Below are 21,765 nucleotides of genomic sequence, written 5' to 3'. Positions count from 1 at the left end.
AAGAAAAAGATAAAGTTGAAAAATGCCTTTCTTTTTTCGCTGTATTTCGCTAAAATGAAATTGAGCAAATGATTTGATCCTATCGTAAGGAGGATGTATAATGCCGGGATTTTTTATAGACTTTTTAATTTTAGCACTATTAGTTGTAGGTGGAATGGCCTTTATGGGCGAAATAGTCAATGGTATTGGCCACCTTTTATTTGGTGGTAAAAAAGGTCGTTTTACAAACAAAACTGCGGATACAAGTGCAGGATGGAAAAAGGTTGGCGGAAGAAGCTAAGACTACATACTCTTGTCTATCTAAAATGGGATGTCTCAATCAAAGTAACAGTCACCTCGGCTACGAGGAGAGCTGCTGTCACTTATGAGACATCCCTTTTTCTATTATTCGACTTTTTTTCCAATCATATAATCAACATTTGGAGTATAACTGTTACCGGCATTCCATAATAAAAATTCATTTATGCCATTTTCATATAAAGCCTTAATTTGAGCCTCAACCTCTGCCTTTCCATACTTTTTGTAATTTCCTGAACCTAACCATGAAGCGGTAAAGTCTTGCAACCACGGTCTGGAAACCGGTGGAGTTTCAAGCTCCGATAATACATTCTTCTCCACTTTGGCATATTCAGTTACTAGTTCGTACGGATAAAGATCCGGTTTATTTATTCCAAAATAAGAAGTCCAATGGCTAGGATAAATCATCGAAGAAATGACATCTACATTATCAGAGATTCTAGAGAAATTCTGTCCGATTCCCGGTGCTTCTGGAATCGTTGCAGAATAACCGAAGATATCAACGCTTACATCAATGTCATAATAGGCGAGTTGATCACGCGCATACGCGACAAAATCAGTAACTGCATCCACTCTCTTCTGAACATTATCTTTATCCCCTTGACCATATTCACCTTGGTTATACGTTAATACTTGATCTCTTCGCTCAAATCCTTCAGGAAAGCGAACATAATCAAATTGAATTTCTTTAAAGCCTAATTCAGCTGCCATTTTGGCAATACCGACATTATAATCCCACACTTCTCGAAGAAAGGGGTTTACAAAAGCTTCTCCACGACCATTCTTCCAAACCTTACCGTTATCTACAAAACTTAACTCTGGCTTTTTTTCAGCCAAGAAGGAATCCTTAAACACAACAATACGTGCAATTGGATAGATTTTATGCTCTTCTAATGTTTTTAGTAATTTATGTGGATCTTTTATAAAGTTTTTGGAAATATCATTATAAGGTGAATCTTCTCCAGGTATATAAGTTAAATAGCCATTATCATCTTTAATATCTATCACCATAGCATTTAATTCTGTTGTCGTTACTAAATCAAGTAAACTAGAAAATTTATCTCCGCCAGCAGAATTTGCTGTTACATATATCCCTCTCACAGCATCAGGATATTCAAAGGTTAAGCCGGTATCAAAGAAAAAACGTGGCAATTTATCCGGTAATTCCAGTAATCTGATTTCTGATTTTTTAAAATGGTGCATTGTTGCATTTTTTGTTTCGTTTGCATGTGCAACACTAAATATCGAAAATAGTAACACAATTAATACACTTATACCAGCAACCCTTACAGTATTTTTCCCCATTGTACTCACATCTTTCTTATAAATTATAGTAATAATAAATAGAAAATGCGGAGATTATACAATGATGTTTAGTCCTCATCTTTTACATCGATATCTTCAGGGATCGGATCATCTTGGCTATTTTTCCATTGCTCAATACATTTTTCAATTTGTTCCTTGTGCCATTTAAATTGGTCTTGATTAACCAAGTATTGTTCACCATCATGAATAGCCCTTAAATGTCCAAAGTAAATTTGATCGAGTAAATAATCCTCCGGCAGTTGTAAGTACTGCGCTAACTGTTCAATTGTTACATACAAAAACATCACTCCTCCTCCTATACTATTTTACCAATAGTATATACAGAACACACCTGTAATCATGAACATAATTCATACAAATTTTAATTTCCATTTCCCTTTTCACCTTTTTACCTTGACTATAATATAATAAAATTATATAATTATAAAAATATACAAAAAACGAGTTATATTTTCTTCCAATACTACTCTGACTGGAGGGACATGATATGAGAAAAGTAACACTTACACAACTATTACTACACCCAATTGCACAAAAATATATAAAACGTTCTGGTCTCGCGCACGCTATTGCCGCTTCGTATCATGCTTTATCTCTCTCTAAACAATATAATGTAGACCCTGATTTAGCTACAAAAGCGGCTTTCCTTCATGATATCGGCCATTATACATGGTATCGGAACGGAGAATGGGACCTTCAATTATACAAAGAAAATGATATCCATGCCATTAAAGGCGCTGAGCGTGCTCATAAATTGCTGATACGCTTAGGTGAACATCCATCAAACGCAAAAAAAATAGCCCTTGCTATTTTACTCCATACGGACTCTTATTTACCAGAAGGCCGATTGCATTTAGACCCTCTACAAAAGGTTGTTGCACTAGCTGATGAAGCTGACGAAGAACCATCTGGTAATCATCACTATCGACAAATCGATGATGAAAGAGCAATAAAATTAATGAATCGTCTGGATGAATGCGTAGAAAAAGCATTATTACAAAATGAAAATTACAAAGAATCTGTATAATAGTAGAGGGGCAGTTCCCTCTGTTTTTTTATTTTGGGCGGAGATAAAAACAGATGTTGATTTTTGGCCAGTTTATTTAAGCATGATAAAGTTAAACAAATAACTGACTGTTATAATCATCCTATTGACATTAAATATCACCTATGATAAATTATTTTTAAATAAAAGAATAGCCCAAAAAGGGGAGTAGCGACCACTTGGTTAATGAGTCGTCATGTCAGTGAAGAAATTCACTCGGTTCATTAAGCTTTGTACACACGCAAAGTACGCAAGACCTTTTTATGAAAATTCTTCAATTATTTGAAGTCCTTTCATAAAAGGGTCTTTTTCTTTTTGTAACTATAAGGAGGATTAATCAATGATATTTTTTCTTTTTCTACTTGCAGCAATTCTAACAGTTATTGCAGCTATTAAACTATCTACCTATGCCGACGTATTAAGTGAGCGGACTGCACTTGGCGGAATGATTGTAGGGACTTTTCTGTTAGCAGGTGCTACTTCTTTACCAGAAGTTACGACTAGCTTATCTGCTATTGTTATTAATAATCCTGATATTGCTGTTGCTAATGTTCTAGGCAGTAATTTATTCAATTTACTCATTCTTGCTAGTTTTGACCTTTATTATCGTAAACAGGAAATATTTAAGCATGCTTCTTCCGATCATCTTTACACAATTTCAATCGGACTCTTGTTATCTATTATTATACTGCTCTCATTTGTAACAAAAGTCGATGTTACATTACTTGGTATGGGCATTGATTCGCTTATTCTTATACTTATCTATGGGTTAGGTATGTATTTAATTACACGTCAACAACGCAATCGTCATGAGGTAGAGGTTGCAGCTAGTTTAGCACCAGTTGATGAAGATGAGGATCTCCACAATACATCAGCTATCTCGATCAAGAGAGCCATCATTGGCTTTATTATTGGTGCAATTGTCATACTCGGTTCTGGTACATTGTTAACTCTAACCGGAGATCAAATTGCAGTTATTACTGGTTTAGGCTCAAGTTTCGTTGGTAGTTTTCTTATTGCTGCAACCACATCATTACCTGAAGCCATCGCTGTTCTCATTGCGTGCCAACTACGAAACTATAATTTAGCAATCGGTTCAATTCTTGGAAGTAACATTTTTAATGTTCTCATTTTAATTGGCGCTGATGCTTTCTATCAGCAAGGTGCAATTCTTTCAGCAGTTTCACCAGTTAATCAAATTACGTCAATTGGAATCATTATCCTGAGTGTTATTGTTCTTTATTCGCTACTACGAGTTAAATTTCACTCTATTCTTCCTTACTGGATTCCATCAGCATTGCTTGTCATGATTTACTTTATCTCTAGTTATCTAATATTCTCTTATTAAATTTAAAGTAAAGGGCGATCAATTAATGGTCGCCTTTTATCTTATGCAAAAATAAAAGAATCGTTACACCTTAACAATCAATACCCAATATGAAACGGGTATGCTCATCTTATAGTTCAGTAAGACGTCACAAAAAAAGAAACAAGAAAAATGCATTTACATATTATTTTGTACTATTTCCATTACTTGCTCTGCAGTTAACATCCCATTAATTCTTGCAATAATTTTTCCCTTTTCATTAATGATAACACTAGTAGGAATACCTATCAGTTGATAATTCTCCATCACTTTACCTTCAACATCAAAAACAACATCAAATTCTGCATGAAAGTGATCTAAAAAAGGTCGGACATCATTTGCATTCCGCTCTTGCTTTGTTAAATTAACACCTAAAATTATCAGTTCTTCGTCAGATAGTCGCTTATCAAGTTCAACCAGTGCTGGCATTTCTTCCAGACAAGGTCCACACCAAGTCGCAAAAAAATTCAGTAACACCGTTTTCCCCTTATAATCAGTTAAAGAAACGGTCTCCCCTTTTGTATTAAGCAAGGTAAAATCAACAGCAACATTTCCAACCTGAGCTCCTTCATTCGTTGACGCAGCCACAGCCATCTCTAAATTTTTTAACACTGTGTCTGATCTTTCATATAACACCCCAACAATAAACATCAGAAAAAATATAGTCAGTGAAAAAAATGCATTACGCCGATTCATATAACCCTCCACTATAGTTGAAGTTATCGAGCCCTTACATTATCATTATGTTAATATTTATATGAAAATATTTCAGAAATCATGTACAAGGTCTATAATCTTATATAATGGGGTGCAAAGTGAAACTTCCTAACTTGCAATATCTTCTATTCGTGTTACTCCTTATCACTTCCGGCTATATCCTCTTTTCGTACAAAGCAAACACAATAAATTCTACCATTCTCGGATTGTTATTACTCATCACTGTCCCCCTCTATCTCGTCCGTATCTGGCAACGCAAACAAAAAGCGAGTAAAGACCAATAGTCCTACTCGCTTATTTCGTCAAAATCCGCTTTATTTCCCAGGAAAATAATAACGATGCAAATTATTTATCAGAAGAATATTTATCAATTATTAGGTTGATTGCCCCATCTCCAGTAACGTTTGTTGCCGTTCCAAAGCTGTCTTGCGCCATATATAATGCAATCATTAAACCAATAGCAGCTTCTGAAAAACCTAACATCGATGTTAGGATTCCAAGCGCAGCCATAATAGCTCCACCAGGAACACCTGGCGCCGCAATCATAATAATCCCTAACATAAAGATGACAGGAAGCATTTGACCGATCGTTGGGATCCCCATATCCGTTGATAACATCATTACAGCAACTGTACATGTTACAATTGTAATTACACTACCAGATAAGTGAATTGTAGCTGATAACGGCACCCCAAAGTTAGCGATATTTTCTTTAACCCCATTGTTTTTTACAGAGCGTAGCGTTACAGGAATTGTTGCCGCACTACTCATCGTTCCTATTGCAGTGAAATAAGCAGGAAGCATATTCTTTAATAAAACAAATGGATTTTTCTTACTAATTGATCCTGCAACGACATATTGAATCAATAACCAAACCCAATGTGTAACAATCGCTAATAATAAAACAACACCAAAGACTTTTAACGTTTCAAAAACTGTACCTTCTGCTGCTAATTCAGCAAAGATAGCTCCAATGTAAATCGGCAATAAAGGAATAATAATTTTTGCTATGACTAAATCAATAATGTCCTTCCCTTCATCGACAACTTTCTTCAATGTCATACTCTCTGCTTTGGAGATTCCAATTCCAAATACAAATGCTGTAACTAATGCTGTAACAACCCCCATCAATGGAGCAATTTCAATCGAAAGAAATGGCTCTAAAGCTGTACCTTCAGCGACAGATTCATTTGCTGTTGAGATCATCGGAATGATTGTAACTGCTACAAAGAACGCAAGTAGACCCGCTACAACGGTAGATACATATGCAGTTCCTACAGTCATACCAACTAAACGACCTGATTTTTTCCCTAATCCCGCCACACCACTTGCAATAAAGAAGAGGATAATAAAAGGAATTACGAAACTGATGAAGCTACCAAATATGACTTTAATCGTAATAAGAATGCGAGTAATAAAATCTGGTGCTACTAAACCAATAAGAATACCTAAAATAATACCAGCGATTAATTTTAAAACTAACTTCATTTTCTGACCTCCCTATCTTTTTCTCTCTTTTGTCTACACTCAAAGGACAAGTGCACATATTTATTTTACATGGAAATTCGTAAAACTCAATAATTTTTAATGATTTCAGAATAATTAATTAAATTATTTTTTCTGTAAATATACATTATTACTAATTAATAGAATTATTTTACCAAAATTATTACAAACAGAAATATATTATATATCTTTTCCGCGATGTGTATTTTTGATGTGAACATTTGCACAATGAAATATGATTTTGTATAATATTAGCAGAATATATATATGCAATGACAAAGAAGAGTACATTTTAGGAATCTTACAGAGAGCCTGTGGTCGGTGTAAACAGGTAGAGGAATGGAATGGAATGGGCTTTCGAGCATCTAAACCGAAAAGCAATGAGTAGGCTTTGGCGTATTTGTCCATACGATACCATGGACACCGTATAACTTATGTACGGCTTGAGTGATTCTATTTTTGAATAGATTAATTAGGGTGGCAACGCGGTCCATTCGTCCCTACAGTATTGGGTGACGAATGGGCTTTTTTATATTTATTAGATTTTGAAAGGATGAATTTACATGAAAACAATCTTCTCTGGCATTCAACCTAGTGGTACTTTAACGCTTGGAAACTATTTAGGGGCTATGAAGCACTTTGTTGAGCTTCAAAACGATAATAATTGCTATTTTTGCATTGTCGATCAACATGCAATTACTGTACCTCAAGATCGCTTGAAATTACGTGAAAATATTCGAAGTTTAGCAGCATTATACTTAGCAGTTGGCATCGACCCAAATAAAGCAACTCTTTTTATTCAGTCTGAAGTTCCTGCACATGCTCAACTAGGGTGGATTATGCAATGCGTTTCGTACATTGGAGAGTTAGAGCGCATGACACAATTCAAGGATAAATCTGCTGGTAAAGAGGCCGTTTCAGCTGCTTTATTAACCTATCCACCTTTAATGGCTGCAGACATTTTATTATATAACACTGATATCGTACCGGTCGGTGAAGACCAAAAACAGCACTTAGAGTTAACAAGAGACCTAGCTGAACGATTTAACAAAAAATATAATGATATTTTTACGATTCCTGAAGTAAGCATTCCAAAAGTCGGGGCGAGAATAATGTCTTTAACTGATCCTTCAAAGAAAATGAGTAAGTCGAATCCTAACCCTAAAAGTTACATATCAATGTTAGATGACGAAAAGGTAATCATTAAAAAAATTAAAAGTGCTGTTACTGATTCAGACGGCATAATTAAATATAACAAAGAAGAAAAACCTGCTGTTTCAAACTTAATGACAATCTACTCGCTTTGTTCTGGCAAAACAATTGAAGAAATTGAATCACTGTATGATGGAAAAGGATATGGAGAGTTCAAAGCTGATTTAGCTGCTATCGTCGTTGATGCACTCCGACCTATTCAAGAAAGATACAATGAACTTCTACAGTCAGAAGAATTAGATAACATCCTTGATCAAGGTGCCGAAAAAGCCAACCGTGTCGCAAGGAAAACCCTTGAAAAAGCAGAACGTGCAATGGGACTTGGGCGTAAGAGAAGGAAATAAGCTTAAATTTAAAATGTAGAATTTAGAATTGTTTAAAGGTACTTCATTGAAGCACTAAAAATAACTTTCAAAAACTACAATCACCTAATTCTAAATTCTACATTCTCAATTCTAAATTAAAAGAAAGCCTATCAACCGATAAGCTTTCTTTTTACATTAACTTTCAACTATTAACTATTTAACGCTTTCACCATGCTCAAGCTCCCACAGTTTTTCAAAGAATGGTTGTCCTTTTACGATCGCCTCACAAAGGTGATAATGTTGATTTGTCCAACCATGTTTTAATTCCTCATAAAGAGACTCCCACACTTCTTCAAAACTCATTGAATGGATTTCTGAGTATTTCGTTGGTTGCCATTCTGTATACCAATAACGTACCTCAGCTACATTTCTGGTTGAATACAGCTGGTCAAGTGCCATAAATAACAGCTGTTTTAATTGTCGTTCTTTTCTTGTCAGTCCATTCATGTAAGCAGGGTTTAAGGAAAGCGAATGATACTCTTTTCCTAAATCAAGCCCGTCTATTGGGTACTCTTTAGAATCAAGATTTTCTACAAGTTCATAGACAATTTGTTCTTGCCGTGGTGTTAAACGACTTTTTCTAATTGGGGTCTTATACCCAAGCGTGTCTACAGCAATAATCCCATGACCATCAGTAGCTATAAAACAGTAATCAAGTTGGATTCTTTGGTTGTTTTTTCTTAAATAACTTTTCTGATACACATCATTTAATAATTCATCTGGTAATTCTGCTAAGTTGTTTTCAATGTGGTAAAAAAGATCACTTGTTATTTTCACAACTACTACTTGGTCTAAAAGCTCAATTTTATCATCATTTCTCCACTCAAAAAATTCACAAACATTATAGCCATTTTCTTCCCCTTCAAACCAATTGATCCAAACATCCCGCATGTCGACCATAAAAATTAGCCTCCTTACCTTTGTATGTTTGTAAACAGTATGGTCAGAGGCAATACAATTTATTCCACTAATACTATATAAAACCTATTGAAATTTTGAATGATCCCGCGAAGAAGAAGATGGAAAGTATATACTTCCCCATATAAGAAGAATGCCAAAAATAAATATATAAAATTCAATTCTAGTTGTCAGAAAAAGCGCATAATCTTTATAGTTGTAGCCCGTGAGTAGCAAATTTAAATAGGCTATCATACTAACACCACCTGAAACAGCTAAACCAAATCCAATTAAGAGAACAAAAAAGCGTATAATCATAGCTTGTCCCATCGATACCCATAAGGCTTCTGCCTATTTTTTGGGGAACGATAACATCTCATAATAACCCCCGCCTTTGTGAAGATCTGTATGATAGACTACGCTGTTTAGATAGTAAGAACTTCGATTAAGAAAACGGAATGTCCTTTAAGATTATAAAAAAAATTATAAAAAAAGATGTCTGCAAAGGCAGACATCAGACAGTAGCACTCGGAAATTTTGACCATTTTAGAAGTTTATCTGAAGATGTGTATAATAGTTGCTTTACTGTTAGTCCGGGATTAAATTCTATTATTGACGATACAATATGGTACCCAATACTATAGCCAATCCATTTTGGAAGATCACTTTTATTACTTCCGTATAAGTATTGATGATGTTTTTCCTTCCCCCTCATTGATAAGAAAGGAAGGAAGATTTTTCTCCAATAGTCCAGTGCTTCTTTTTTTGAATATAATTCCACCCACGGACCAAGAAATTGCTTTCCATACTTTTGTTCTACAGCATTTTCTGCTAATCCTTCAATTAATATTGAGTCTAGAAGTGTAAGAGTATGACTGCTTTTATTAAGAAATGATAAACGACAAGCATGATTATATTCATGAGTTAATAAAACACCAACTTCTCGCTTGGAAATGTCCCTAGATAAAAAAAGAATAACTTTATCCTGAAAGCCTAACCCCATTTTTCCACCTAGGCTCTTCATCATCATTTCGTTCCTCTGCTCAATTGGTAAAATGATGATATTAACACTTGGACCTTCCCATTGCTTTTTAAGTTCAATATATCTTTTTTTTACATTCTGATAAATTTTTTCATGCTTCATTTTTTCATACCATTGGTTAACACTTTCAACCCCATCAGGCTGAAATAATCCAGAATCTAATAAGTAATGATGTACTTCAGCAGGTGATCTTTGCGGAAAGTAAGTTAATAAAGGAAAAATGATTGTTTTAAATTGAATAACAAAATCATTTCCCCATCCTTTTCTTCCAGATTCGTCAATAAAATTCTTGATGATTTGATCTGTTTCAATGACTGGCATTGTTTATCCACCCTTTTCACTTTCTTCTCATAGTGTATGAAACTCTATGATTAACGTGATTAGATAGACTATTATTACTCCGCTATGTTAAACCTTATTCTTTGCTCCTTCTCATCCCATATTAAGTAAGCATCGAAAGTTTTTTCATCTTTCTTTAAATCTTTTATCTTATCAGTCTTTCCATCTGTTAATAACCGCTTAACATTAGCCTGTGTGATCTTTTTGCCTAAAATGATTTTAGAAACAGAAAACGTACATTTTGTTTTTGAATAATTTAAGCAGCCATAAAAAGTCCCTTTATCAATCACTTTTCCACCACACATTTTACACAACCCGAGACTTTTTTTTGCTTTTGTTTTTGGTTTTCGTTGGATCTGCTCTATTTCAAGATTAGAAAAATCCCATTGCGTGACAGTTTTTCTAGCATCATCAATGATTTTCATTGAAAGTTTTTTTGTTGCTTCGATAAATGAAACGGGAGCTGCTTTTCCTTCACCTATTTCGCTCAAACGCTGTTCCCATTTTGCTGTCATTTCTGGAGAGGCAAGGATTTTATCACCAATGGCCCTAATGAGTACCCTTCCCTTATCCGTCGCATATACTTGATTTTTATTAACCTCTATATATTTTCGGTCTTTTAAAATCGTTATAATTCCTGCCCGAGTTGCCTCTGTTCCAAGGCCTTCTGTTTTTTGTAGAACTTTTTCTAGTTCTTCATTTTCGATATATTTTCCGGCAGTTTTCATTAATGTGATCAATTGTCCTTCAGTATACCGTTTAGGAGGTTGTGTTTTTCCATCTTTTATTTTCACTTCAACTACATTTCCATTATCGCCTTCTCCTACGTTTGGCAACAGGACAGCATTATCTTCTTTTTCTTGATGAAAGAGAACTTTTCTCCACCCTTGCTGTATCAATTGTTTTCCCTTTGATACAAACTTCGCACGGTGATCAACCAATGTTTCTATCGTTGTATAATCAAAGATGGCTTTATCATAATGGGCTGCAATTAACCGTCGGACAACGAGATCATAAATCTTCCTTTCATCTCCTGATAACTTACTTGGGTCTATTACTTGTTCTGTTGGAATAATTGCATAGTGATCCGTTACTTTTTTTTCATTAACATACCTTTTATTATGTAAGATCGATTCATTTGGCAGAGGAAAGAATGGTTTATAATCAGCAAATTGATTTAATTGCTTCAGGATATGCGGGAACATTTCTCCTTCACCTTTTGTTACAAAGTTAGAATCTGTTCGTGGATAAGATAGAATACCTTTCACATAAAGCTTCTGTGCAATATCTAACGTTTTCTTGGGTGAAAATTTAAACGCTTTATTCGCACTCGCTTGCAGCGTCGATAAATTAAATAAATATGGGGGAAGAAATTCTTTTCGTTCTTGTTTTAACTTAGAAACCTCAGCATCTTTATCATGACAAAAAGCAGAAATCGCTTCAGCCATTTGCCTTTCTTTTATCCGTGAGTCCCCTTTATCATTTTCCCATTTCCCTTCATACTGCATCCCATTAATAGTAAAAGAGGCGAGTACTTCCCAAAATAATTCTGGAGTAAATTGGAGAATTTCTTCTTCTCTCTTTACGATTAATGCCAATGTTGGTGTTTGCACCCTTCCAACTGAAAAAACATCAGAAATTTCTTTTTCCTTTAAAAGCAGTGTATAAATACGTGAAGCATTCATCCCAATAAGCCAGTCAGCACATGCTCGACTGTATGCTTCATAATAGAGGTTTCTCGTCTCACTCTCATCAAGCAATCGTTGAAACCCTTGCTTCACTGCGTTTTCTGTTAGTGATGAAATCCATAAACGCTTCATCGGCTTTTGCACTTTACAAAGATGAACAATCGTACGCACAATCAGTTCACCTTCCCTGCCTGCATCACCCGCAATAATAATTTCTGTAACTTTTGGCGAATGCAGTAGCTTCTTGATCAATTGAAATTGTTTACCTTTTGAACGCATCACTTTATATTGAAACTTAGCGGGGATAATAGGCAGGTTATTCATCGACCATTTTTTCCAGGACGGATCATATTCCTCTGGGTTTAACAATTGACAAATATGTCCAACAGCCCATGTAATATAAGCACCTTGAGGAAAGATTGAGTTAGCAAAAATCTCAATGTATCCCTGATGCTTCTTACTCTTAAAAGGGGCCGCTAATTTAGCCCCTTGATCTGGCTTTTCAGCAATAATCAGTTTCATATTTTACCCTCATATCTTATATTTCTGCCTGTAATCTTTCAGCATAACTTGATTCCTAACCAATTGTAAGCTAATTTTATGGTAATCACCAGTAAAAAAAGTAAGGTGAATATTGTAATCACCTTACTTTTTAATATCAATGTATTGTCTTTTACTCATAACCTTTACGAGGAATTTCTTCGGCTTTTCCATTTTCTCTTTCGATTTTTGCATCTATTGTTCCTTCCATTAACGTATCGCTTACTTGTTCATGTGTTGTTGCCAGTCCTTGTTCTACTTCAAGTGAGCTTTCATAATCAGAAGGGTGAAATGCATGCTCAGCTACGTCTGTACTATTATTAACTTTTCCTTGTTTTTCCTTAGCCATTATTCCATCTCCTTTCAATTCTTTATTAGTTTGCGCAAAATCCTTTGTACTATTAACAATATTCATTCCTAATTCTTTTACCTCTTCCTAAAAATTCATCATATGTTTTTTACGTTTAAGGTAAAAGTAATGGAGGGATATTTAATCCCAATCGACCAAGAGGAGGGTTTACTATGGGAATATTAGGTGGTAATCAAAAAGAAGAACCGTTACACTACGGTGAAGTAAATGGAATATGGCAGTATGTTGCAGGTGTGAAAGGAATGATTGCAAGCTATCAAACCTTTTTGAATCATTCAGGTGATAAAGAATTAAAAAATTTTATTGAAGATAAAATAAATGGTGCACAGCAACAAATTGAGGAAATGGAAATTGTTTTAAAAGAGAATGGCATCGCCTTACCTCCCGCACCACCAGAACGTCCGATGGCAAATTTAGAAAGTATTCCAGTCGGTGCAAGGTTTAATGATCCAGAAATAGCCGCAGCCATTGCCAAAAATATCGGAACAGGATTAACAGCGTTAAGCACAATCATGGGACAATGTACACGTGAAGATATCGCGATCCTGTGTGGAAGATTTCATGCTGACAATGCCCAATTTGGGCTTCGGTTATTAAGAATCCAAAAAGAAAAAGGTTGGTTAGTCTTACCACCTTTACATTTGAAAGTGCCAGAGCTAGTTTAATGAGTACGAAAAAAAGAATGGGGTACTCCCATTCTTTTTTTCGTAGGCTTATCAGATGGGTATGTTTTAAGCTCACAGACAAATTCTTCACCAGGTAAATATAAAAACCTTTCATAAAACATCATGAGTTAATAAAAAATAGGATTAATACATTTCCAACATATTTATACTATATAATTTTATAGGGATTTCCTTTCCCCTGAAATTATGAAAAATCTACAGATTGTAAGAATACACTAAAATATTGTCTAATTTTCTGTTATAATCGGTTTTGTACGCAAGAGGGGTGAAGATATTTGGATAAATCACGTGCCGATCGAATTAAAAAAGAAAGAAAATCAGCAATTAAAAGAAAAGTTGTCAGTTTCTTATTTTTGACTGCTTTACTTTTAGGAGTTACGTTTGTTTATGCCGGCTATCAATATGAAAGTGGTCGAAATCAAGCACTCGAAAACTTAGATATTGATCCAGATGAAGAAGATATTGAGTTCAATCCATTTGAAGAGGATAAAGATAGTGAAAATGGTTATATTAACGTTCTTCTTATTGGTGCTGACAATGAAGGGGACGGTGCAGCACGGACTGATACGATAATGGTCGCTCAATACCGCCCGAAAGAAGGTACAGTTCGTATCGCTTCGATTATGCGTGATACGTATGTTTCTATCCCTGGTTATCGAGATAATAAAATTAATACATCGTTTTTCTTAGGTGGTCCTGAGCTCTTAAGAAAAACAATCAAGGAGAATTTTGATATTAACATTAACTATTATGCATTAGTTGATTTTAATGGTTTTGTTCAAACTGTTGATACCATTGCACCTGATGGAATTGAATTAGATATAGAAAAAAGAATGTATTACCATGATTCTTACGGGGACTTACTTATTGATTTTCAGCCTGGTCCACAAAACTTAGATGGTGAGGAAACGTTAAAATATGTCCGCTTTAGAAGCGATCATGAAAATGACTTTGGCCGTGTACGACGACAACAGGAAGTCCTTACCGTTTTGAAGGATGAACTTTTAAGCGTCAGTGGTATAACGAAGCTTCCACGATTAGTCGGAACAATTGAACCTTATATTCAAACAAACTTAGATAACAGAAAAATTCTTAGCCTCGGAAAGGATTTCTTTCTAAATCCAATCAATGATATTGAAACGCTGACAATCCCTGTTAATGGAGGATATACAGACCGGCGATATTCCCATGCTGGTTCAGTATTGGAACTTGATTTTGAAAAGAATAAAGAAGTAATCTCTGAATTTTTCAGTTTAACTGATAATAATGATGTACTATTAACTGACGAGCAATCAATCAATGAATCAGCATCTTCTCAATAGCAATTACATTTAAAAACACCGTCTACCAATGTAGTAGACGGTGTTTTCTGTTTATGCTTGATACTTTTTAAAGATTAATGTTGCGTTATGTCCACCGAAGCCTAGAGAATTACTTAGGACAGCATTTACCTCTTGTTTGCGAGCCTCATTTGGACAATAGTCAAGATCACAATCAGGGTCAGGACTTTCTAAATTAATTGTTGGCGGAATAATCCCTTCCTCAATCGCTTTAACAGAGAAAATCGCTTCAATAGCCCCTGCTGCACCAAGGAGATGCCCTGTCATTGATTTTGTTGAACTGATGACTAATTGATTTGCATGATCACCAAATACGGTCTTTATCGCCATTGTTTCATATTTGTCATTATACGGTGTGCTTGTCCCATGAGCATTCATGTAATCAATATCCTCAGGATGCATTCCAGCATCAGCTATTGCTTGACGCATGGCTCTCACGCCGCCTTCTCCTTCAGGGGCAGGCGCCGTTACATGGTAAGCATCACCGGTTGCTCCATAACCAACTATTTCAGCATAAATCTTAGCTCCTCGTTTTTGTGCAGATTCCAACGATTCAAGAACTAATATTCCAGCACCTTCACCCATAACAAAACCATCCCGATTTGCATCAAATGGGCGACTTGCTGTTTTCGGATCAGGATTTGTAGAAACAGCTTTTGCAGCACAAAATCCTGCCACTGACATTCTTGTAATTGGCGCTTCAGTACCACCTGTAATCATGATATCAGCATCTCCACGCTGGATTACTTTAAACGCATCACCAATTGAGTTAGTACCTGAAGCACAAGCAGTTACAGTACAAGAGTTAATTCCTTTCGCACCAAGTGTGATAGACACTTGACCTGCAGCCATATCAGGAATCAGCATTGGAACGAAGAAGGGACTAACGCGACGGTATCCTTTTTCTTCAAAAATACGAAACTGCTCCTCGTATGTCTCCATTCCACCAATACCAGATCCAATCCAAACACCTACCCGTGGTGCTAACTCCTCTGTAATTTCGAGATTAGCATCCTTTACCGCCATTAAAGCAGAAGCTACTGCAAATTGAGTAAAGCGATCCATCTTTCTTGCATCTTTTCGATCCATAAATTCAGTTGGATCAAATTCTGTTGCTTCAGCAGCCACTTTCGTCGGGAAATTGGCTGGATCGACACGGCTCATTTCACCAATTCCCGATACTCCAGCAATAATATTTTGCCATGTTTGATCTGCGTCATTCCCTAATGGAGTAACCGCTCCTATGCCTGTTACTACTACACGGTTTTGTATCATAACTTTCTCTCCCTCTGTCGTAAAATTTCAATTAGATTGTAACATGTTACCTTATTTACCCCAACGGAGTGCAATAGCCCCCCATGTTAATCCACCACCAAAGCCAACAAGTATAACAACATCATCTTCTTTAATTTTTCCACTTTCGACACCTTCAACTAATGCGATCGGAATTGATGAAGACGATGTATTTCCATATTTATTCACTGTTACAGCCATCTTTTCAATCGGAAGTTCAAGACGCTGTCTGGATGCTTCCATTATTCGAATATTTGCTTGATGAGGAATGAGGTAATCAACTTCTTCTTTTGTTAGTCCAGCTTTTTCAATTACATTTATTGCTGATTCTCCCATTTGACGAACAGCAAACTTAAATACTTCTCTTCCATTCATAACAATATGCTTGTCTTGATAAAGATGCTTTGCGCCACTACCGTCAGAACCAAGTTCGAAAGCTAAGATTCCCTTACCTTCTGATACTGGAGATATGACTGCTGCACCAGCTCCATCACCAAAAAGTACCGCAGTATTGCGATCTTCCCAATCTGTTATTTTTGAAAGCTTTTCTACACCGACTACTAGAATATTTTTGTAAGTGCCTGTTTGAATATATTGTTGAGCAGTTATCATACCATAGATAAACCCTGTACATGCAGCACTTAAATCCATCGCTACAGCATTTTTAGCCCCAAGACGATCTTGAATTAGACATGCCACAGATGGAAAGGGATGATCTGGTGTAACTGTTGCAACGAGAATCATATCTAACTCTTCAGGTTTAATGTTCGCATCTGCTAACGCTTCCTTAGCTGCACTATAAGCCATATCTGATGAATCAATATCATCAGCAGCAATTCTTCTTTCTTCAATTCCTGTCCTTGAACGAACCCACTCATCCGTTGTATCAACAATCTTTTCTAAATCAACGTTCGTAACTACCTTTTCAGGGATATATCTACCTATACCTATTATTCCTGCATTTTTCATTCAGATCCCTCTTTCACTATTAGATTTAAATGAACACCGAATTTATCTTGGGAAATTATGCAATATGATTATATGTAATTATTATGACCTGCTCCTAATTTTAATTCATAATATAAATAATGTCTACATTTGATCAAGCTAGACTATAGTTTTCACTGTATATTTTCTGTTTTTGCAAGAAAAATTCCTTCTAAAATAAGGAACTCGTTAAATTCGGGCTCTTAAAAGTACACTAAACAGCATAATAAGTCATATTTTTGTAGTAGGATATCTTTTTAATCTATTAGAAGGAGGATAATTTATAAATGGATCAACAGCAACCAAACCGTCCCAATTTTTTTGACGAATTAATGTTTGGCCCTTCTACTTCTTCACAAAGCAAAGAACCACAACAGGAGTATTCCTCAAATGTAACAAATGCTATTAGCAATACTGGACAATCTCCAACACAGCAGCCACAGACACAAGATCAAAACCAAGAAGTTCCTTTACAACAGCAAAACACGATGAATCAATTAGATATAAACCAAATGATGAGCCAATTGGATATAAATCAAATGATGGGATATATCAATAAAATAGGACCAGCAATTGAACAAATTTCTCCGTTACTAAAGATGCTCCAATCGTTTACAAACTCTACAAAGAAATAAAACATAAAAAACTCCAACACATGTTGGAGTTTTTTATGTTTTATTACCATCCAGGTCCTCCATAATACGGATCATAATATGGTCCATATTGAGGTCCGTAATATCCTCCTGGACCATATCCTCCTCCAGGTCCACCAAATAGAAATGGGCTAATTGCTAAACCAGTCAAAAACGGTATTAAAGGTCCGAAGCCGCTACCATGATGCCCATGGTGATGTCCATGGTGGTGACCAGGATGGTGTCCTGGGCCATGATGGTGAGGTCCACCAAACCTTGTCATTGGTTGGGAATACATTTACTCTACCTCCCTTAATGTGAGTCCGTATTCCCAATATTCTATGTAGTCATTAGTACAACTGAGACTGTCCATTCGATGTCTATCTTAAACTCGGCACCTGCCTAGCATATAATTCTTACCTTTACAAGCTATTCACTTCTTCCTAAGTACTCCATCGATACAGTAAACAGTTCATCAATTTGCCTTATCATCGTTAGTTCTTTTTCTGTGGGATTCATAAGGTTACTATCTTTGAGCTCTGCATAGCTATGAAGAAACCCGTCGATATCACCACTTCCAAATTGAGCTAGACAATAGTTTCCCATAAGACGAATATTAGGCTTTTCTTTTGTATGAAAAATAGGAACATAAGGCCCCAGTTTATCTTTAGCTTCACTATATTTCTTTTGCGACACTAATTCATAACCTAATTTTAATTGATTACTAATTTGACGCAGCTTTTCTTTTTTCTCCATTTAGCTATTTTTACCTTCTTCTTTTCCTAATTCATAAGCTTCAGTCATAACTTTTGTTAATAATTCAATCATTGGCTGTAAATCGTCAAAATCGAGTTCAATCCCTTTTTTATCGAAAAATTCCTTCCCCTCAGGAAGATGTTTCATTGCAATTTGCATAAATTTCATGTTTAGTTCTTGACTCATACTATCCCACCTCTTTTTAAATTTACTTTAATGAAAATAAATATTATAATGATACATTTTAAATTTTACATTTAATATTACTCTTTTTTCAACCTATCCGGTAGTACACCTGTTGAAATATAGTCTTCTATTGCCTGATTGACAGCATGCTGCAAATCTTCCGGTACTACTGAGCTATATTGCCCTAATGAAATGACACGATTATCGAAATCATAATATAAATTACCGGATTGTAATGTTCCTTCATTAAAATACTCAGCTGTTAAAGTATAAAGTGTATCAACATTTTGTATCGTACTTGTTAATATCGTTGTTTCCCCTAAGTCAGACTGTTCACCAACATAACCAATAGCATAAAGTCCTGCTTTCTTTATTTCCTCAACGACTGGTACATGATATCCATCACCCGTCGGATAAAAAACATCAACTCCCCGACTTGCCATCTCTTCAAATATTTGAATTGCATGATCTACTTCATCTGGTGTTGACCCCCATCCAGATATATACTCAATATGTACATCAACCTGTTCATTTTGATATTTTGCTCCATCAACAAAACCTTCAACTTCAGGTTGCCATGGGAATGCTGCAATAATACCTACTTGCTTGTTAGTACTCATCTCACTTGCTACCATTCCACCGAAAAAGCCCATCGCATGACCCAAAAAATGAATACTTGTAATATTTTTTCCAGAAACTTCTCCATTAAATCCAACAAAATGGATATGAGGATATTTATCCTTTAACTTCATAAAAGCATCTGTATATAAGCGGCCATGACCAAAAATAAGGTTAACTCCTTCATCAGAAAACTCAGCTACTGATTCTCTAATTGCTGTCTCTGTAATAACACCCTCCTTATAATATATATCTACATTCACATTGGAATGGATATTTAATAACCCTTCATAACCTTTGTTATTCCATCCCTCATCATTAACTGTATCTGTTAAAAGTAACCCTACCTTTTTTAATGAACCAGTAGCTTCAGAACCACATCCTGTTAAACTAAAAACAAACAACCCTATAAACAATAAAACGATTGCACGCATAAAAAGCCACTCTCCTTACAACTGTAACCCCACAAAGCTGAAAATAGGAACACAATAGTTTATTTTGTCTTATAAAATTACGTCATTACTATTAAGTATATAATAAAAACGAGTGGATATGATTTGAAAAAGCTTCTCATTTGATACCTCTTAAAAATTAATTCTACTAAAACGATCATTTTCCTCCTTCGATATAAAAACACAGTTGGAACTTGTCATAGAAATTATGATAAAATTTAAAAGATGAAAACTTGTGATATTAGAAAGAGGAAAATTAATGAATACTAATTATCTTGCAGAAGTAAAAACAAGAAAGACCTTTGCGATTATCTCTCACCCTGATGCCGGGAAAACTACATTAACGGAAAAACTACTCTTATTCGGAGGAGCAATTCGAGAGGCTGGTACTGTAAAAGGACGTAAAAATTCAAAACATGCATTAAGTGATTGGATGGAAATTGAAAAACAAAGAGGAATTTCTGTTACAAGTTCTGTAATGGAATTTAATTATAGCGGCTATCATATCAACATTTTAGATACACCAGGACATGAAGACTTTAGTGAAGACACATACCGTACATTAACGGCTGCAGATTCTGCAACAATGCTCATTGATGTAGCAAAAGGGGTCGAAGCACAAACGATTAAGCTATTCAAAGTTTGTCGCTTGCGTCGTATTCCCATCTTTACATTCATTAACAAACTTGACCGACAAGGAAAAGAACCATTCGAATTAATGGAAGAACTAGAAGATGTACTCGGCATTCGTTCTTATCCTATGAACTGGCCAATTGGAATGGGTCAAGATTTTTGTGGTGTGTATGACCGTCATAACCATAAATTAGAGCTTTATAATCCGAATAATCCAAATGATATTGATGTAAAGGATGTAAGTGGTCCAGATGATCCGCTGATCGATGAACTTATTAATGATGAAGCGCTTGTTAATCAGTTCAGGGAAGAACTTGAGCTTCTCGATGTTGCAGGTGATCAATACGATAAAGACAAAATTGACCTGGGCGAACTTACACCAATATTTTTTGGAAGTGCGATCTCCAATTTTGGAGTCCAAACCTTCTTAGAGCACTTTTTAACGATGGCACCATCTCCAACACCAAGAAACAGTAGCCAAGGAATTATTGATCCGTTGGAACAAGAGCAATTCTCTGGATTTATTTTTAAAATACAAGCAAACATGAACCCTGCTCATCGCGATCGAATCGCCTTTTTAAGAATTACATCAGGTACATTTGAGCGAGGAATTAATGTTAATCATGTTCGCCTCGGAAAATCAATAAAACTTTCTCAACCAACCCAATTTCTAGCACAAAACAGAAGCATCATTGAGACTGCTTATGCTGGAGATATTATTGGCTTATTTGATCCAGGAACATTTCGTATCGGAGACTCCCTCGTGGAAAAAGATACGTTTGAGTTCGATGAGATGCCTCATTTCTCACCTGAACATTTTGCCGCTATTACTGTAAAAGAGGCATTAAAACATAAATCTTTTGAGAAAGGGATCCATCAATTAACCGAAGAAGGAGCAATTCAACTTTTTCAAACTTACAATAAAGTGATAGAACAACAAATCATTGGTGTCGTAGGTGTCCTCCAATTTGAAGTACTCGAACACCGCTTAAAGAGCGAATACAAAGTTGATATTCGCTTAGAACGCCTTCCTTTCTCATTTGCCCGTTGGATTGTTGGTGATGAAAAGGATATGGATACGTTTAAACGTATGCAGAGAAATCTTGTTACTGACCGTGACGGAAGAATTGTTGCACTTTTCGAAAATGAATTCCAAATGCGAACAGCTCAAGATAAATACCCTAATTTGAAATTCTATGAAAATTCATATATAAAAGCGTAATGAAGTACAAAAACAAGAAAAGCGCGGCTAGGCGCCAGAGTTAGACAGTAAAAAAGTCCTCATATATAAGAGGGCTTTTTCCTTATTTCTTTTTTTTTCGATACATAACTTCTATTGCTAATCCACAACCTAATGCAATAATTGCTGCAGTTGTTTCAGAAAAATAAAGTACATTTACTAAAAGCAAATATGTGGTAATAGTTACAATAGTAAAGATAATAAGTCCTAGCACAACAACTTTAGTCGCCAA

At 35.5% G+C, this 21,765-nt stretch carries 23 protein-coding genes and 1 other annotated feature; of the genes, 8 read left to right on the top strand and 15 right to left on the bottom strand.

The features are described from left to right. Positions 1–100: 100 nt before the first annotated feature. Positions 101–280, top strand: a complete 180-nt coding sequence (locus ACJ2A9_RS16520) for a hypothetical protein (RefSeq protein ID WP_441422783.1) — start codon at positions 101–103, stop codon at positions 278–280. A gap of 104 nt (positions 281–384) precedes the next feature. Here the strand turns inward: ACJ2A9_RS16520 and ACJ2A9_RS16515 are convergent, their stop codons facing one another. Together ACJ2A9_RS16515 and ACJ2A9_RS16510 are read right to left on the bottom strand one after the other, a co-directional pair. After that, entirely contained in the window at positions 385–1,602 is a 1,218-nt protein-coding gene (locus tag ACJ2A9_RS16515; RefSeq protein WP_441422782.1) for a putative glycoside hydrolase, read from the bottom strand. Positions 1,603–1,670: 68 nt separating this feature from the next. Continuing rightward, the gene (locus ACJ2A9_RS16510) at positions 1,671–1,907 is read right to left on the bottom strand and encodes an excisionase family DNA-binding protein (protein WP_441422781.1); all 237 of its coding nucleotides are present in this window, start codon (positions 1,905–1,907) and stop codon (positions 1,671–1,673) included. 203 nt (positions 1,908–2,110) lie between these two features. Between ACJ2A9_RS16510 and ACJ2A9_RS16505 the strand changes: the two genes are divergently transcribed. Continuing rightward, positions 2,111–2,650, top strand: coding sequence for an HD domain-containing protein (locus ACJ2A9_RS16505; protein WP_441422780.1), 540 nt, complete (start codon positions 2,111–2,113; stop codon positions 2,648–2,650). A 358-nt stretch (positions 2,651–3,008) separates the two neighbouring features. Then, positions 3,009–4,016: a sodium:calcium antiporter gene (locus tag ACJ2A9_RS16500; protein ID WP_441422779.1), complete on the top strand. Its 1,008-nt coding sequence runs from the start codon at positions 3,009–3,011 to the stop codon at positions 4,014–4,016. A 156-nt stretch (positions 4,017–4,172) separates the two neighbouring features. Here the strand turns inward: ACJ2A9_RS16500 and ACJ2A9_RS16495 are convergent, their stop codons facing one another. Both ACJ2A9_RS16495 and ACJ2A9_RS16490 read right to left on the bottom strand, forming a co-directional pair. Beyond that, on the bottom strand, positions 4,173–4,730 hold the full coding sequence (locus ACJ2A9_RS16495) for a TlpA disulfide reductase family protein (protein WP_441422778.1): 558 nt from the start codon (positions 4,728–4,730) through the stop codon (positions 4,173–4,175). A gap of 366 nt (positions 4,731–5,096) precedes the next feature. Then, the gene (locus tag ACJ2A9_RS16490) at positions 5,097–6,239 is read right to left on the bottom strand and encodes a dicarboxylate/amino acid:cation symporter (RefSeq protein ID WP_441422777.1); all 1,143 of its coding nucleotides are present in this window, start codon (positions 6,237–6,239) and stop codon (positions 5,097–5,099) included. Positions 6,240–6,520: 281 nt separating this feature from the next. Next, positions 6,521–6,762: a binding site (T-box leader), on the top strand. Between the two features lie 58 nt (positions 6,763–6,820). Here ACJ2A9_RS16490 and trpS point away from each other — a divergent pair. Beyond that, positions 6,821–7,813 (top strand): tryptophan--tRNA ligase, encoded by a 993-nt coding sequence (gene trpS, locus ACJ2A9_RS16485; protein ID WP_441422776.1) that lies wholly within the window; start codon positions 6,821–6,823, stop codon positions 7,811–7,813. Between the two features lie 174 nt (positions 7,814–7,987). Here trpS and ACJ2A9_RS16480 read toward each other — a convergent pair whose 3' ends face one another. From ACJ2A9_RS16480 to ACJ2A9_RS16465, 4 genes are all read right to left on the bottom strand, one after another. Beyond that, a complete protein-coding gene (locus ACJ2A9_RS16480) occupies positions 7,988–8,734 on the bottom strand; it encodes a DUF3603 family protein (protein ID WP_441422775.1) in 747 nt (248 codons plus the stop codon). Between the two features lie 511 nt (positions 8,735–9,245). Continuing rightward, positions 9,246–10,094 (bottom strand): DUF2268 domain-containing protein, encoded by an 849-nt coding sequence (locus ACJ2A9_RS16475; RefSeq protein ID WP_441422774.1) that lies wholly within the window; start codon positions 10,092–10,094, stop codon positions 9,246–9,248. A 74-nt stretch (positions 10,095–10,168) separates the two neighbouring features. Further along, positions 10,169–12,322: a DNA topoisomerase III gene (locus tag ACJ2A9_RS16470; RefSeq protein WP_441422773.1), complete on the bottom strand. Its 2,154-nt coding sequence runs from the start codon at positions 12,320–12,322 to the stop codon at positions 10,169–10,171. A gap of 151 nt (positions 12,323–12,473) precedes the next feature. Further along, entirely contained in the window at positions 12,474–12,689 is a 216-nt protein-coding gene (locus tag ACJ2A9_RS16465; RefSeq protein WP_441422772.1) for a YozQ family protein, read from the bottom strand. A gap of 173 nt (positions 12,690–12,862) precedes the next feature. Between ACJ2A9_RS16465 and ACJ2A9_RS16460 the strand changes: the two genes are divergently transcribed. Further along, positions 12,863–13,375: a DUF3231 family protein gene (locus ACJ2A9_RS16460; protein ID WP_441422771.1), complete on the top strand. Its 513-nt coding sequence runs from the start codon at positions 12,863–12,865 to the stop codon at positions 13,373–13,375. Positions 13,376–13,671: 296 nt separating this feature from the next. Then, positions 13,672–14,718, top strand: a complete 1,047-nt coding sequence (locus ACJ2A9_RS16455; RefSeq protein WP_441422770.1) for an LCP family protein — start codon at positions 13,672–13,674, stop codon at positions 14,716–14,718. A gap of 51 nt (positions 14,719–14,769) precedes the next feature. Here the strand turns inward: ACJ2A9_RS16455 and fabF are convergent, their stop codons facing one another. Together fabF and ACJ2A9_RS16445 are read right to left on the bottom strand one after the other, a co-directional pair. After that, positions 14,770–16,011, bottom strand: a complete 1,242-nt coding sequence (fabF, locus tag ACJ2A9_RS16450) for a beta-ketoacyl-ACP synthase II (protein ID WP_441422769.1) — start codon at positions 16,009–16,011, stop codon at positions 14,770–14,772. Between the two features lie 51 nt (positions 16,012–16,062). Further along, positions 16,063–16,998 carry a beta-ketoacyl-ACP synthase III gene (locus ACJ2A9_RS16445; RefSeq protein ID WP_441422768.1) on the bottom strand — a complete coding sequence of 312 codons (936 nt, stop codon included), beginning with the start codon at positions 16,996–16,998 and terminating at the stop codon, positions 16,063–16,065. 305 nt (positions 16,999–17,303) lie between these two features. Between ACJ2A9_RS16445 and ACJ2A9_RS16440 the strand changes: the two genes are divergently transcribed. Then, positions 17,304–17,651 carry a hypothetical protein gene (locus tag ACJ2A9_RS16440; protein WP_441422767.1) on the top strand — a complete coding sequence of 116 codons (348 nt, stop codon included), beginning with the start codon at positions 17,304–17,306 and terminating at the stop codon, positions 17,649–17,651. 43 nt (positions 17,652–17,694) lie between these two features. Here ACJ2A9_RS16440 and ACJ2A9_RS16435 read toward each other — a convergent pair whose 3' ends face one another. The 4 genes from ACJ2A9_RS16435 to ACJ2A9_RS16420 form a co-directional block, all read right to left on the bottom strand. Then, positions 17,695–17,946, bottom strand: a complete 252-nt coding sequence (locus ACJ2A9_RS16435) for a hypothetical protein (RefSeq protein ID WP_441422766.1) — start codon at positions 17,944–17,946, stop codon at positions 17,695–17,697. A gap of 131 nt (positions 17,947–18,077) precedes the next feature. Then, positions 18,078–18,404, bottom strand: coding sequence for a hypothetical protein (locus tag ACJ2A9_RS16430; protein WP_441422765.1), 327 nt, complete (start codon positions 18,402–18,404; stop codon positions 18,078–18,080). Next, entirely contained in the window at positions 18,405–18,590 is a 186-nt protein-coding gene (locus ACJ2A9_RS16425; RefSeq protein WP_441422764.1) for a ComZ family protein, read from the bottom strand. A gap of 77 nt (positions 18,591–18,667) precedes the next feature. Further along, the gene (locus tag ACJ2A9_RS16420) at positions 18,668–19,642 is read right to left on the bottom strand and encodes a BMP family ABC transporter substrate-binding protein (RefSeq protein WP_441422763.1); all 975 of its coding nucleotides are present in this window, start codon (positions 19,640–19,642) and stop codon (positions 18,668–18,670) included. Positions 19,643–19,919: 277 nt separating this feature from the next. Between ACJ2A9_RS16420 and ACJ2A9_RS16415 the strand changes: the two genes are divergently transcribed. After that, complete coding sequence (locus tag ACJ2A9_RS16415; protein WP_441422762.1) at positions 19,920–21,515, top strand: peptide chain release factor 3; 1,596 nt, start codon at positions 19,920–19,922, stop codon at positions 21,513–21,515. Positions 21,516–21,597: 82 nt separating this feature from the next. Here the strand turns inward: ACJ2A9_RS16415 and ACJ2A9_RS16410 are convergent, their stop codons facing one another. Then, a complete protein-coding gene (locus ACJ2A9_RS16410; RefSeq protein WP_441422761.1) occupies positions 21,598–21,765 on the bottom strand; it encodes a hypothetical protein in 168 nt (55 codons plus the stop codon).

The sequence above is a fragment of the Anaerobacillus sp. MEB173 genome, assembly GCF_052119505.1.
In the GTDB taxonomy this organism is placed as follows: domain Bacteria; phylum Bacillota; class Bacilli; order Bacillales; family JBJMAU01; genus JBJMAU01.
Note: the sequence above shows the minus strand (reverse complement) of the source record. Positions and strands in the feature narration are given on the sequence as shown.

What these genes read in the sequence shown, in the direction of transcription:
- ACJ2A9_RS16425 (WP_441422764.1), bottom strand. Translation starts at nt 18,590, where the DNA reads ATGAGTCAAGAACTAAACATGAAATTTATGCAAATTGCAATGAAACAT.
- ACJ2A9_RS16475 (WP_441422774.1), bottom strand. Translation starts at nt 10,094, where the DNA reads ATGCCAGTCATTGAAACAGATCAAATCATCAAGAATTTTATTGACGAA.
- ACJ2A9_RS16505 (WP_441422780.1), top strand. Translation starts at nt 2,111, where the DNA reads ATGAGAAAAGTAACACTTACACAACTATTACTACACCCAATTGCACAA.
- ACJ2A9_RS16495 (WP_441422778.1), bottom strand. Translation starts at nt 4,730, where the DNA reads ATGAATCGGCGTAATGCATTTTTTTCACTGACTATATTTTTTCTGATG.
- ACJ2A9_RS16480 (WP_441422775.1), bottom strand. Translation starts at nt 8,734, where the DNA reads ATGGTCGACATGCGGGATGTTTGGATCAATTGGTTTGAAGGGGAAGAA.
- ACJ2A9_RS16435 (WP_441422766.1), bottom strand. Translation starts at nt 17,946, where the DNA reads ATGTATTCCCAACCAATGACAAGGTTTGGTGGACCTCACCATCATGGC.
- ACJ2A9_RS16470 (WP_441422773.1), bottom strand. Translation starts at nt 12,322, where the DNA reads ATGAAACTGATTATTGCTGAAAAGCCAGATCAAGGGGCTAAATTAGCG.
- ACJ2A9_RS16445 (WP_441422768.1), bottom strand. Translation starts at nt 16,998, where the DNA reads ATGAAAAATGCAGGAATAATAGGTATAGGTAGATATATCCCTGAAAAG.
- ACJ2A9_RS16515 (WP_441422782.1), bottom strand. Translation starts at nt 1,602, where the DNA reads ATGGGGAAAAATACTGTAAGGGTTGCTGGTATAAGTGTATTAATTGTG.
- ACJ2A9_RS16520 (WP_441422783.1), top strand. Translation starts at nt 101, where the DNA reads ATGCCGGGATTTTTTATAGACTTTTTAATTTTAGCACTATTAGTTGTA.
- ACJ2A9_RS16440 (WP_441422767.1), top strand. Translation starts at nt 17,304, where the DNA reads ATGGATCAACAGCAACCAAACCGTCCCAATTTTTTTGACGAATTAATG.
- fabF (WP_441422769.1), bottom strand. Translation starts at nt 16,011, where the DNA reads ATGATACAAAACCGTGTAGTAGTAACAGGCATAGGAGCGGTTACTCCA.
- ACJ2A9_RS16420 (WP_441422763.1), bottom strand. Translation starts at nt 19,642, where the DNA reads ATGCGTGCAATCGTTTTATTGTTTATAGGGTTGTTTGTTTTTAGTTTA.
- ACJ2A9_RS16430 (WP_441422765.1), bottom strand. Translation starts at nt 18,404, where the DNA reads ATGGAGAAAAAAGAAAAGCTGCGTCAAATTAGTAATCAATTAAAATTA.
- ACJ2A9_RS16460 (WP_441422771.1), top strand. Translation starts at nt 12,863, where the DNA reads ATGGGAATATTAGGTGGTAATCAAAAAGAAGAACCGTTACACTACGGT.
- ACJ2A9_RS16465 (WP_441422772.1), bottom strand. Translation starts at nt 12,689, where the DNA reads ATGGCTAAGGAAAAACAAGGAAAAGTTAATAATAGTACAGACGTAGCT.
- ACJ2A9_RS16490 (WP_441422777.1), bottom strand. Translation starts at nt 6,239, where the DNA reads ATGAAGTTAGTTTTAAAATTAATCGCTGGTATTATTTTAGGTATTCTT.
- ACJ2A9_RS16510 (WP_441422781.1), bottom strand. Translation starts at nt 1,907, where the DNA reads ATGTTTTTGTATGTAACAATTGAACAGTTAGCGCAGTACTTACAACTG.
- ACJ2A9_RS16415 (WP_441422762.1), top strand. Translation starts at nt 19,920, where the DNA reads ATGAATACTAATTATCTTGCAGAAGTAAAAACAAGAAAGACCTTTGCG.
- trpS (WP_441422776.1), top strand. Translation starts at nt 6,821, where the DNA reads ATGAAAACAATCTTCTCTGGCATTCAACCTAGTGGTACTTTAACGCTT.
- ACJ2A9_RS16500 (WP_441422779.1), top strand. Translation starts at nt 3,009, where the DNA reads ATGATATTTTTTCTTTTTCTACTTGCAGCAATTCTAACAGTTATTGCA.